The 12869-nt window shown below is 60.7% G+C and carries 9 protein-coding genes; 6 read left to right on the plus strand and 3 right to left on the minus strand.

What is annotated here, in order from left to right; all coding sequences use genetic code 11:
- From M9827_RS18575 to mnmH, 3 genes are all read left to right on the plus strand, one after another.
- The coding region (locus M9827_RS18575) for an autotransporter outer membrane beta-barrel domain-containing protein (protein WP_250606539.1) at positions 1-1185 on the plus strand (1185 nt) is incomplete at its 5' end.
- 204 nt (positions 1186-1389) lie between these two features.
- The gene (selD, locus tag M9827_RS18580) at positions 1390-2424 is read left to right on the plus strand and encodes a selenide, water dikinase SelD (RefSeq protein ID WP_250606540.1); all 1035 of its coding nucleotides are present in this window, start codon (positions 1390-1392) and stop codon (positions 2422-2424) included.
- Entirely contained in the window at positions 2424-3527 is a 1104-nt protein-coding gene (mnmH, locus tag M9827_RS18585) for a tRNA 2-selenouridine(34) synthase MnmH (RefSeq protein ID WP_250606541.1), read from the plus strand. The genes selD and mnmH overlap by 1 nt, the downstream gene beginning before the upstream one ends.
- 135 nt (positions 3528-3662) lie before the next feature.
- Here mnmH and M9827_RS18590 read toward each other — a convergent pair whose 3' ends face one another.
- Complete coding sequence (locus M9827_RS18590) at positions 3663-4337, minus strand: histidine phosphatase family protein (protein WP_099756731.1); 675 nt, start codon at positions 4335-4337, stop codon at positions 3663-3665.
- 342 nt (positions 4338-4679) lie between these two features.
- Between M9827_RS18590 and M9827_RS18595 the strand changes: the two genes are divergently transcribed.
- Both M9827_RS18595 and hemB read left to right on the plus strand, forming a co-directional pair.
- Positions 4680-5378, plus strand: a complete 699-nt coding sequence (locus tag M9827_RS18595; protein ID WP_250606542.1) for a glutathione binding-like protein — start codon at positions 4680-4682, stop codon at positions 5376-5378.
- Between the two features lie 255 nt (positions 5379-5633).
- Positions 5634-6608 carry a porphobilinogen synthase gene (gene hemB / locus M9827_RS18600; protein ID WP_250606543.1) on the plus strand — a complete coding sequence of 325 codons (975 nt, stop codon included), beginning with the start codon at positions 5634-5636 and terminating at the stop codon, positions 6606-6608.
- A gap of 66 nt (positions 6609-6674) precedes the next feature.
- Here hemB and M9827_RS18605 read toward each other — a convergent pair whose 3' ends face one another.
- Positions 6675-8210 carry an FAD-dependent oxidoreductase gene (locus tag M9827_RS18605; RefSeq protein ID WP_250606544.1) on the minus strand — a complete coding sequence of 512 codons (1536 nt, stop codon included), beginning with the start codon at positions 8208-8210 and terminating at the stop codon, positions 6675-6677.
- Between the two features lie 882 nt (positions 8211-9092).
- The gene (locus M9827_RS18610) at positions 9093-11297 is read right to left on the minus strand and encodes a TonB-dependent receptor (protein WP_250606545.1); all 2205 of its coding nucleotides are present in this window, start codon (positions 11295-11297) and stop codon (positions 9093-9095) included.
- A gap of 278 nt (positions 11298-11575) precedes the next feature.
- On the opposite strand from M9827_RS18610, the gene M9827_RS18615 reads away from it, so the two are divergent.
- The gene (locus M9827_RS18615; protein ID WP_250606546.1) at positions 11576-12667 is read left to right on the plus strand and encodes a DUF1615 domain-containing protein; all 1092 of its coding nucleotides are present in this window, start codon (positions 11576-11578) and stop codon (positions 12665-12667) included.
- Positions 12668-12869 lie beyond the last annotated feature (202 nt).

The following is a 12869-nucleotide window of genomic DNA, read 5'->3' on the forward strand; positions in this document are numbered from 1 at the left end:
CTGGTGTATGACGCCAACGCGGTGAACCTGGTGGTCAGCCGCAACGGCAATTCGTTCGCCGATGTCGCCGCCACCGGTAACCAGTTCCGCACCGCCACCGCACTGTCGAACAACGGCCCGGCAGGCGCGGCGTTGCAGAACGAGATCGTCAACCTCAGTGTCGCCGGTGCGCGTAATGCCTTCGACAGTCTGTCGGGTGAGATCCACGCCAGCACCGCCAGCGCCATTCTCGAGGATTCGCGTTATGTGCGTGACGCGGTGAACGATCGCATGCGCCAACCGTCGTGCAGCGCAGCGGATGATCCACGCCGTGCACTGGCGCCAAGTGACAACCAACTGAGCAGCAATGGTTGCCACGGCGAAATGGTCGGCTGGGCGCGGGCACTCGGCGCGTGGGGCGAGTCGGATGGCGACAGCAACGCGGCGAAACTCGACCGCAACCTCAGCGGCTTCATGCTCGGCACCGACAAGCAACTCGATGATCAGTGGCGCGTGGGCATGGCCGCCGGTTACACCCGCAGCGACCTCGACGCCCATGATCGTCGCTCGGATGCCACCGTCGAAAGCTACCACCTGGCGGCGTACCTCAACTCGCAGTTCGATGCCCTGGCCGTGCGCCTCGGCGCGGCCTACAGCTGGCACGACATAGAGACCAAACGCAACGTCAGCGTCGGCAGCTACAACGACCGCTTGAAAGCCAACTACGACGCACGCAGCGCGCAAGTGTTCGGTGAAGTCGGTTACGCGATTGATGCCGGCGGCATTGCGCTTGAGCCGTTCGCCGGCCTTGCCTATGTCAATTACGACACCGACAAGGCCAAGGAGAAAGGTGGAGTAGGGCGCCTGGAGGCCGATGCCGATCAAGACATCACCTTCTCGACCCTCGGTGTGCGCGCCGGCAAAGTCATTACCCTGGCCAACGGCGGGCAATTCACCCCGCGCGCGGCGCTCGGCTGGCGCCATGCATTTGGTGACACCAAGCCTGACGCTGATCTGACCTTCATCGACGGCGGCGCTTCGTTCAGCACCCAAGGCGTGCCGATCGCCAAGGACAGTGCCATCGTCGAAGCAGGTGTCGACTTCCAGATCAGCCCGACCGGCAAGCTCGGGGTCGGCTACTCGGGGCAACTGTCGAACGACAGCAACGATCATGCGATGACCATCAGCTTCAGCCTGGGCTTCTGATTTAGGGGCGAAGCACTTTTAGCCGCCCGCGAGGGCGGTTTTTTTTCAAGATCAAAAGATCGCAGCCTTCGGCAGCTCCTACAGTGGGGATTTGCGTTTCCCTGTAGGAGCTGCCGAAGGCTGCGATCTTTTGATCTGTTGGCTTTCGGTCCGGCCGTCCGCGCTCTGCTAGAATCGCCCCCATCAACAGCCTGAGACTCCCCCATGAGCGAGCCGATTCGTCTGACCCAATACAGCCACGGCGCCGGTTGCGGCTGCAAGATTTCCCCGCAGGTGCTGGAAGTGATTCTGGCCGGTAGCGGTGCACAGAACCTTGATCCGAAACTGTGGGTCGGCAACGCCTCGCGCGATGATGCGGCGGTGTACGAAATTGATGCGGAGCGCGGTGTGGTCTCGACCACCGACTTTTTCATGCCGATCGTCGATGACCCGTTCGACTTCGGCCGGATTGCCGCGACCAACGCGATCAGCGACATCTATGCGATGGGCGGTGATCCACTGATGGCCATCGCCATTCTCGGCTGGCCGGTCAATGTGCTGGCGCCGGAAGTGGCACGCGAAGTGATTCGCGGTGGTCGTGCCGTTTGCGACGCGGCGGGGATTCCGTTGGCGGGCGGGCATTCGATCGATGCGCCGGAGCCGATCTTCGGCCTCGCCGTCACCGGTCTGGTCGAGAAGCGCCACATGAAGCGCAACGACACCGCCACCGCCGGTTGCCTGTTGTACCTGACCAAACCGCTGGGCATCGGCATCCTCACCACCGCCGAGAAAAAGGGCAAGTTGCGTGCGGCCGACGTTGGTGTGGCCCGCGACTGGATGTGCACCCTGAACAAACCCGGCAGTCGTTTCGGCAAACTCGCCGGCGTTACAGCGATGACCGACGTTACCGGTTTCGGTCTGCTCGGGCATCTTGTGGAAATGGCCGATGGCAGCCAGCTCACCGCGCGCATCGCCTATGACCGTGTGCCGCGTCTGGACAGCGTCGAGTATTACCTCGATCAGGGCTGTGTGCCCGGCGGCACGCTGCGCAATTTCGACAGCTATGCGAGCAAAGTTGGACGCGTGCAGGAGCTGCACAAACGCGTGCTCTGCGACCCGCAAACCAGCGGTGGTCTGCTGATCGCGGTGACGCCTGAAGGCAATGAAGCATTCCTCGCCGTCGCCGCCGAACTGGGCCTGAACCTCGCGCCGATCGGCGAACTGGTTGAGCGACAGACGAACGCAGTCGAGGTGATTTGATGCTCCGCGACTGCACTGACTACCGAGACATTTTCCTCAACGACCGGCCGCTGATGGACGCCCGTGCGCCGGTCGAGTTTCACAAGGGCGCGTTCCCCGGCGTGATCAACCTGCCGCTGATGAACGATGTCGAACGGCAGAAGATCGGCACCTGCTACAAACAGCAGGGTCAGCAGGCCGCCATCGAATTGGGTCATCAACTGGTGTCTGGCGCGGTGAAGGCCGAGCGCATCCAGGCCTGGGCCGATTTTGCCCGCGCCCATCCTGACGGTTATCTCTATTGTTTTCGCGGCGGCCTGCGCTCGCAGATCACCCAGCAATGGCTGCGTGATGAGGCCGGCATCGACTATCCGCGCGTCGGCGGTGGTTACAAGGCGATGCGCAGTTTTCTGATCGACACCCTTGAGCAGGCCATCGCGCAATGTGATTTCGTTCTGCTCGGCGGCATGACCGGCACCGGCAAGACCGAAGTGCTGGTGCAGCTACCTAATGGTCTGGACCTGGAAGGGCACGCCAATCATCGCGGCTCCAGCTTCGGCAAACGCGCCACCGGGCAGCCGTCGAACATCGATTTTGAAAACCGCCTGGCCATCGACATCCTCAAGAAACGTGACGCGGGATTTGCACAGTTTGTGCTGGAGGACGAGAGCCGGGTGGTCGGCAGTTGCGCCTTGCCGCTGCCGCTGTATCAGGGCATGCAGCAGTACCCGATGGTGTGGCTGGAAGACAGTTTTGAGGATCGTGTGGAGCGGATTCTGCGTGATTACGTGGTAGATCTGTCGGCGGAGTTCTCCACGGTACATGGCGAGGAGGGCTTTACGCTGTTCTCGGAACGCCTCTTGGAAAGCCTGAACAACGTGCAGAAGCGTCTGGGTGGCGAGCGCCATCGACGGATGCTGATTTTGATGGAGGACGCGTTGATCGAGCAGGGGCGCAGCGGGGCGGTGGACTTGCATCGCGGCTGGATCGAAGGGTTACTGCGTGAGTATTACGACCCGATGTATGTGTTTCAGCGCGAGAAGAAGGGCGGGCGGATCGAGTTTGCCGGGGAGCGTGGGGCGGTGCTTGAGTACTTGCGAGCGCGGGTGAATCAGAAGGTTTGATAGTGCTTTTGCTGGCCTCATCGCTGGCAAGCCAGCTCCCACAGGTATTGCGGATGTATATGGAATTTGTGTACACCCTGGAACCCTGTGGGAGCTGGCTTGCCAGCGATGGGGCCGGTTCAGACAGAAGATGACTCAGGTCGGGCAGGTTTCCTTGCCATGATCCAGACCCTGCTTGTAGCTGTGGCTCTGCAGACTGGCCTTGCCGTTGTGCCAGGTCAGCGTCAGCACGTACAGCGAGTCAAAATCGTTGCCCGCCCAGTCATCGGTGATGTTCTGTTTCTCGCCGACCGCTTTGCCCGCCACTTTGTTGATCAGCTCCGGCAGATAGCCGTGGGACCAGGCGGTGTAGATCGTCGAGTTGTGATACTTGTCTTCCAGCAGTTCGCGGGCCAGATCGCTGGTGTCGTTGGCCGAAAACTCGATATTCACCGGCAGGCCGAGCTTGATCGCGGCGGGGCTGATGGTCATCAGCGGGCGAATGTAGCTGTAGGAGTTGTCCAGCTCGCCTTCCTCGACATTGCGCGTCGGATTGGCGGCGAACACGTAATCGGCCTTGCCGAATTTTTCCGGCAGCAGCGTCGACAGGTCGATGGCGCGGTTCAGACCCTGACAGTTGAGCTGGCCGAGGCCGCCCTCGGGTTTCTCCGCGTGGCGCAGGAACACCAGCGTCTGCGTGCCGTCCACCGGTTGCGCGCGGCTTTCGCTGGACTCCAGCGACAGGAACAGCGCACTGACGGCCAGCAGGGAAGGCAGGGCCACATACGCGCGATGTTTGAAACGTTTGGCGAATCGCATAAGGATCGTCATGAGATAAAAAGTTCTTCAGCAAATTCGGTTAAGGCTGACAAACCTCTACACCGCGGGCTCCCAGCACCGGGTGTTTTCCCTGTCGTGAACGGCTTCCTCTGCAACAAAGGCATAGCTCAGAGTCCCCTGAGGGCCGTTTGGTTCGATCGTCCGAGTGCGCAGCACTCTAACGGCAACGTTCAGCGGCCTGGGGGCAGGTTAGCGACAGGATGTTACGGTTCGTGCAGCCGCTGCCCAAGGCTGCGATCTTTTTGCAGACTGCAAAGCCTCAAGATCAAAAGATCGCAGCCGGCGCAGTGCCTACATTATGATCTGGCTTTAATTTGTGACTGGATGCTTCCCATGACCGATCTGTCCGCGTTCCCGATCACCCAGAAATGGCCGGCGCAGTACCCTGACTGGATTCAGCTCTATTCCTTGCCGACGCCCAACGGCGTCAAAGTCTCGATCATGCTCGAAGAAATCGGCCTGCCGTACGAGCCGCACAAGGTCGCTTTCGACAGCAACGATCAATTGTCCGCCGAGTTCCTGTCGCTGAACCCGAACAACAAGATCCCGGCAATCCTTGATCCCCATGGTCCCGAAGATAAGCCGCTGGCGCTGTTCGAATCGGGGGCGATCCTGATTTATCTGGCGGACAAAAGCGGCCAGTTGCTTGCGCAGGAAGGTGCGCAACGCTACGAAACACTCCAGTGGCTGATGTTCCAGATGGGCGGCATCGGCCCGATGTTCGGCCAGCTCGGCTTCTTCAACAAATTCGCCGGCAAGGACTACGAGGACAAGCGTCCGCGCGATCGTTACGTCGACGAAAGCAAACGCCTGCTCAAGGTGCTCGACGGCCGGCTGGAGGGCCGCGACTGGATCATGGGCGAGCGCTACACCATTGCCGATATCGCGACGTTTCCGTGGGTGCGTAACTTGATCGGGTTTTATGAGGCCGGTGATCTGGTCGGCATCAGCAACTTCCCGAATGTCACCCGTGTGCTTGAGCGTTTCCTCGCGCGCCCGGCAGTCATTCGCGGCCTGACCATTCCCTCGTAATTTTCGGACTACACACATAACCCTGTGGGAGCTGGCTTGCCAGCGATGACGCCGGCACAGTCGACATCTATGTTGACTGAACCACCGCCATCGCTGGCAAGCCAGCTCCCACAGGGATTTACAGTGTTCTGAAAGATTGTTACACCCCCAGTAATGCACTCTTGATTGATCCAGGTTTGTACGCCAACCCCCGCAAGGCATAAGCTTCGCCCCCTACGACTTTCGTCTCATCTGCCGTTTTCAGGAAAGGCCTCCATGTCCAGTCAGTTCCCCGAAGCACGTCCCCGCCGTCTGCGCCGCAATGCGAGCCTGCGCAGCCTGTTCCAGGAAACCGAGTTCAGCCTGAACGATCTGGTGCTGCCGATTTTCGTCGAAGAAGACATCGATGACTTCGTGCCGATCAAGAGCATGCCCGGGGTGATGCGCATTCCCGAGCGCAAACTGGCCGGCGAAATCGAGCGCTATGCCCGTGCCGGCATCAAGTCGGTGATGACCTTCGGCGTGTCGCATCATCTGGACAGCAACGGCAGCGATACCTGGCGCGAGAATGGTCTGGTCTCGCGCATGTCGCGCATCGCCAAGGACGCTGTGCCGGAGATGATCGTGATGTCCGACACCTGCTTCTGCGAATACACCGATCACGGCCACTGCGGCGTGATGCACAACCATGAGGTCGACAACGACCAGACCCTGATCAACCTCGGCAAACAAGCTGTGGCAGCGGCCCGCGCCGGAGCTGACGTGATCGCGCCATCAGCAGCGATGGATGGACAAGTGCGGGCGATTCGCCAGGCGCTGGACGCGGCCGGTTTCACGCAGATTCCGATCATGGCGTACTCGACCAAATTTGCTTCGGCACTCTACGGCCCGTTCCGCGAGGCCGGTGGCAGTGCGCTAAAGGGCGACCGCAAAAGCTATCAGATGAACCCGATGAATCGCCGCGAAGCCCTGCGCGAGTCGCTGCTCGACGAGCAGGAAGGCGCCGATGCGCTGATGGTCAAACCGGCCGGCGCGTACCTCGACATCATCCGCGACATCCGTGAGGCCTCGAACCTGCCGCTGGCGGCGTATCAGGTCAGCGGCGAGTACGCGATGATCAAGTTCGGCGCGCAGGCCGGGGCAATTGATGAGGATCGCGTGGTGCGTGAAAGCCTCGGCGCGATCAAACGGGCGGGGGCGGATCTGATCTTTACTTATTTTGCGATGGATCTGGCATTGGCCGGGATCTAAAGACCACCGCACAACCCTGTGGGAGCTGGCAAGCCAGCTCCCACAGGGGCTCGTGGTGTTTTTGGGTCAGGGGCAGTTGAAGTAGGGCCGGATGCCGTGATCGTGGAAATAGCGTTCAATCACTTTGGGGTCGGCGCTGTTGTCGGCAATCGCCACATAGGTATCCGGGCGCAGCAGATAAAAGCCGTTACGCCCCAATCCTGCGGTTTCAAACGCCGGGCGCCAGTCGAACACATGCAGCGGCAAGTGGTGTTCATTGCACCAGGCAATCATCTCGTCGCTGGTGTCGCCATACACATGCACTTGCCAGCACGGCTGGCGTAGCGGTTGGTAATTATCCCCCTCACCATCATGCGCCCACGGCAAGCGATCGCCGCCATGCACATGGCCGGCTGCGCCCTGGCTCAGCGGCATGCCGCGATAGTTGAGGGTGACTTGCGAAACGGTGCGAAAAAGGAACTCGCGACTGGCCTCGAACGAGGCCATTTTCGGGATCAGAAACGGCGCCACGCGCATGCGCAGCATGTCCGCCATACGTCCTTCGGCGGTGACAAAACTGAAGACCTTGTCGGTGGTCGACACCAGTCGGCGGGCGAAGGCGATGCGTTCGGTTTCGTAGCTGTCGAGCAGGCCTGGTTCGGCGCCGCCGCTGAGCACGGCGGCGAGTTTCCACGCCAGATTGATCGCATCGCCAATGCCGGTGTTCATGCCCTGACCGCCCGCCGGGCTGTGCACATGTGCGGCATCGCCGAGCAGAAACGCGCGGCCACTGCGAAAATGTTCGGCCACGCGGTGATGCACACGGTAGGTCGAGAACCAGTGCACGTCTTCAATGTGTACTTTCAGGTGTTCGATGGCGCGGCTGCTGACATCGGAGAATTCCAGGCTTTCGGCGCGATCTGCGCGTTCATCACGTACGGTGCCGATCAACCGCGCACGGCCTTCGCCGGCCAGTGGAAACACGGCGAGAAAGTCCGCTTCATCCAGATCCAGATGCAACTCACCGTTCATCGCCGGGCCGCTGGCCTTGACGTCCGCGACGTAGAAAATCTGCTGATAAGTGCCACCGGGGAACCCGGTGTCGAGGGTTTTACGCACTACTGAGCGGGCGCCGTCACAGCCGGCCAGATAACAGGCCTGGCAGATTTCCTGCTCGCCATCGGGCAGGCGCAAATGCGCGGTGAGGCCGTCGCCGTTCTCTTCGAAACTTTCCAGCGTGGTGTCGCGTTCGACGGTGACGCCGTAGTCCTTGAGACGCTCGATCAGCAGCCGTTCGTGTTGATCCTGCGGGAAGATTTCGACGAACGCGTAGGGTGTCAGACCTTCGCCGATGCGATTCAGCGGCAATTGCGCGACCGGTTTGCCGTTGACCCAGAAATTCGCCGCCGCCACCCGATGACCGTTGCGCACCACGGTGTCGGCCAGGTCCAGTTGCCGGTACAACTCCAGCGTGCGCGCCTGCACTGCCAGCGCCCGCGACGTGGTGCCAGGGGTAGAGGTCTTGTCGATGATCCGCACGCGCACGCCGAGTTTGCTCAGCCACAGGGCCAGCACCAGCCCGGTGGGGCCGGCGCCGATGATCAGAACGTCGCTGCGGTTCATAGGCCTGTCCTCCGATTGCTGTGCAGCAAGTATGGATCAGAAGGAGAGGGTGGCCAGTTGATCGGCCAGACGGAAAACGGCCCCATGGTGGTGGGGCTGTGTGGCCGTTTTCAGTGTTCGGCGGGAGATTTTGGTGAGAGTGAAATTTACCCCCTCACCCCAGCCCTCTCCCCCAAGGGGGCGAGGGGGAAAGGGAGCCGATTTGGGGCCGTTCAAAACCTGAGTTCGACTCGGTGACACACGTCGGCGTAACTCGAAAGAACACCCCGGTCAGTCCCCTCTCCTTTAAAAAACGAGGGGGAAAGGGAGTCGATTTGGGTGCCTTTCAAAACCTGAGATCGACTCGGTGGTACACGTCGGCGTAACTCGAAAGATCACCCCGGTCAGTCCCCTCTCCTTTAAAAAACGAGGGGGAAAGGGAGCAGATTCGGGGCCGTTCAAAAGCTGAGTTCGACTTGGTGACACACGTCGGCGTAACTCGAAAGAACACCCCGGTCAGTCCCCTCTCCTTTAAAAAACGAGGGGGAAAGGGAGCAGATTCGGTGCCTTTCAAAACCTGAGATCGACTTGGTGACACACGTCGGCGTAACTCGAAAGATCACCCCGGTCAGTCCCCTCTCCTTTAAAAGACGAGGGGGAAAGGGAGCAGATTCGGGGCCGTTCAAAAGCTGAGTTCGACTTGGTGACACACGTCGGCGTAACTCGAAAGAACACCCCGGTCAGTCCCCTCTCCTTTAAAAGACGAGGGGGAAAGGGAGCCGATTTGGGTGCCTTTCAAAACCTGAGATCGACTCGGTGGTACACGTCGGCGTAACTCGAAAGAACACCCCGGTCAGTCCCCTCTCCCTCCGGGAGAGGGTTAGGGTGAGGGGCTTTTCAGCCTTAGAAATCAATAGTACCGGACAACTTCGCCACCCGCGGTTCACCCTGGGTCAGATAACCACCCTGAGCCGATTCCCAGTACTTCTTGTTCGCCAGATTCTCTACACCCAGACGCACAGTCACGTCTTTCTCCGACACCTTGAACGCATAACGTGCTCCCGCATCGAAGCGGTTCCAGGTTGGCAGGCTTAGATTGTTCGCCGCATCCGCATACTGGCCGCCAGTGCGCAACATCCGCGCATTCAGCGCTACGCCTTGCAGGCCCGGCACGTCCCAGTCGGCGCCGGCGTTGAACTGGAAGGTCGGCACACCGATCGCACGGTTGCCGTCGTTGGCACCGTTGAGGGTGTTCTTCAGTTCGGTGTCCATCAGGGTCAGTCCGCTGATCAGGCGCAGGCCCTGGATCGGCTCGCCGAACACGTTCATTTCCACGCCTTTGTTGATCTGCTCGCCTTCACGCACGTAGGTGCAGGTGGTTGCACTGTTGATTTCGCAGTAACCGTCGCTCGGCTGTTCGATGCGATAAACACCGAGGCTGGCGCCGTAAGTGCCCATGTCGACTTTCACCCCGACTTCGGTCTGCTTGGAGCGTGCCGGTGCATAGACTTCGTTGCCGTTGGTCACGCGGAATCCGCCGGAGCTGGTCGGCGAAGTCGGGCCTTGGGCCAGGCCTTCGATGTGGTTGGCGTAAAACGACACATGGTCCCACGGCTTGAACACCACGCCGTACACCGGCGTTGTAATCGACTCGTCGTAGCTCGACTTGCGGCCGCCGCTGCCCCAACTGGCGTAGTTGTAGCCTTGCACCACCAGTTGCTGACGACGCAGGCCGGCGGTGACCAACAGGCGATCGTCGAAGAAGCCGAGGGTGTCGGAAATCGCCACGCTGCGGTTGAAGGTCTTGCCGGTGATGCCGGGATCATTCAAGTCGCCGCCGGCAAAGTTGCCCACCGGCGACGGCGTTTGCACCGGGTGGTAGATGTTGTTGGCGTACCGGGTCAGGTCGAAATCATAGGCGCTGCGCTGTTCGGCCCAGATGCCGGTCAGGCCGAAGTTGAGCTTATGGCTGACCGGGCCGGTGTTGAATTTACCGTTGAGGCCGGCCATCACGCTGGTGTTGTCTTCGTCGTGCGGAATGAACGAGCCGGTGGTGAAAGAGGCGCCGTTGTTACCGACCAGTGTGGTCGAGTTGTAGCGCCCGACTTCGCGGGTGTGCTTGGCGCCGCCGGCCGCATAAGCGGTCCAGTTGTCGTTCAGATCGTATTCGGCGCGGAGCATGCCGAAGGTGTCTTCGATGTCGGTATAGCCCCACTTCGGCGCGTAGTTGGTGTCGGCCGAGGGGGCGTCCGGAATGTGTGTGGCGGTGCCGAGGTTGACCGAGTTGCGGCCACCGTTGACGCGTTCTTTCTGATAGGCGAAGTCGCCGGAGATACGCAGCGCGTCGCCACGATAGTCGAGACCGATGGCAAACAGTTTCGAGCGTTGGTTCTCGTGATCGATACCGGTGTCGCCTTCGCGCTGGGACAGGTTGATCCGTGCGCCGAAGCGGTTGTCTTCACCGAAGCGCTGGCCGATGTCGAAGTGATGACCGATGCGGCCTTCGCTGTTGATGTCGGTGGTGTAACGCCGCAGCGGCACGTCGCCGGCGCGTTTCGGTTGCAGGTTGACGCCACCGCCGATGCCGGAGCCGGTCGGGGTCACGCCGTTGATAAAGGCATTCGGGCCTTTGAACACTTCCACACGCTCCAGGGCATCGGTGGAAATGATCTGCCGGGGCAGCACGCCGTACAGGCCGTTATAGGAAATGTCGTCGCCGTTCAGTGGCAAGCCGCGGATCATGAAGACTTGCGCCTGGTTGCCGTAACCGGACGCCTGACGTACCGACGAATCGTTGCGCAGCACATCGGCGACGTCTTCGGCCTGCTGATCCTGAATCAATTGTTCGGTGTACGACGCGGCGCTGAACGGCACGTCCATCATGTCCTGATTACCCAGCACGCCGAGTTGACCACCACGGGCGACCTGACCACCGGCGTAGACCGGGGGCAGGGTGTTGGGCGTCGGCGCCTGGGCGTTGATGTTGACGTCGTCCAGCACCAGCGCTTTGTTGGCGCTTTCGGCAGCGTGAGCGGTGACAGTCAGGGAGCACAGCAGGGCGAGAAGCGTCGGGCGAAACGGGACGGCGAGTCGAGCTGAAGCGGGCATGTGGATACCTGGAGGCGCACGGCCGGTGAGAAAAATAAGGGCGGCGCGGGAACTCCTTGCGCAAATGCGACTCCAGGCGCAAATGATAGGTTTTCTCAGTAACGGTTTGCAATCAGTTTGTCATCACTCCTTCAAAACCCGCATTCCTGTGTAGGAGCTGCCGCAGGCTGCGATCTTTTGATCTTGTTTTTAAAATCAGAGTCAAAAGATCGCAGCCTGCGGCAGCTCCTACAGGGATTGTGTATGGTGGTCGGGCTTAACAGACTGGATAAAGCTCCATGTACAACTTTCGATTACCGATCACGCTCGCCGCACTGCTGGTGCTCGCCGGTTGCGCGGGGCAGCGCGGCCAGGAACCGGTGCCCCGTGCGCCCGCTGAGGTGAAGGCCGAGATCGTGCGGCTGATGCCGGCCAAGACCGCGGATCGGCAAGGCTGGGCCACCGATATCTACGCCGCGTTTGCCGCGCAGAACATCAGCCCGACCACGCAGAATCTGTGTTCGGTGCTGGCCGTTGCCGAGCAGGAATCCACCTTTCAGGCCGACCCCACGGTGCCAGGCCTGGGCAAAATCGCCCGCGACGAAATTGATCGCCGTGCCGCCAAAGTGCACATCCCCAGCCTGTTGGTCAGCGGTGCTCTGCAAGTGCGCTCAACCAACGGCAAAACCTACAGCGAACGCCTGAACGCGGCGCGCAGTGAAAAAGAACTCAGTGGCATTTTCGACGATTTCATCGGCAGGGTGCCGATGGGGCGGACGCTGTTTGGTGGCTTCAACCCGGTGCACACCGGCGGGCCGATGCAGGTCAGCATCGAGTTTGCCGAGCAGCACGCCAAGGATTATCCGTATCCGGTGGACGGCACGATCCGCCGTGAAGTGTTCAGTCGTCGTGGTGGTATGTATTTCGGTATCGCGCATTTGCTCGGCTATCCGGTGAGTTATCGCGAGCCGCTGTACCGGTTTGCCGACTTCAACGCGGGCTGGTACGCCAGTCGCAATGCCGCTTTCCAGAATGCGGTGAGCCGCGCTTCGGGCATTCCCCTGGCGCTGGATGGCGACCTGATCCGCTACGACTCGATCATGCCCGGTGGTACGGAACTGGCGGTGCGCACGCTCGGCAAGTCGCTGGGCATGCGCAACCCGACCATTCGCGATCAATTGGAGAAGGGCAAAACCCTGGAGTTCGAAGAGACCAAGCTCTATCAACGGGTATTCGAACTGGCGGAGCAAGCGGAGGGGAAAAAACTGCCGCGTGCGGTGTTGCCGGGGATCGTGCTGCAGAGTCCGAAGATCACCCGCAAACTGACAACAGCGTGGTTTGCCAAGCGTGTGGACGAGCGTTACAAGCGCTGCATGGCCAAGGCCGGATAAAACTCACAGACATAAAAAACCCGGCTGAGGGAGCCGGGTTTCTCTGGGGTGTTGCGCTTGCCGCTAGTCATCAGGCAACGCGGCGTTCAATCAGACGATCCGAACCGCCTTCAGCGACGCGGCGTTCAATCAGACGATCCGAACCACCTTCAGCAACGCGGCGTTCGAGCAGACGATCCGAGCCACCTTCAGCGACGCGGCG

Source organism: Pseudomonas sp. AKS31, assembly GCF_023634765.1.
Classification (GTDB): Bacteria; Pseudomonadota; Gammaproteobacteria; order Pseudomonadales; family Pseudomonadaceae; genus Aquipseudomonas.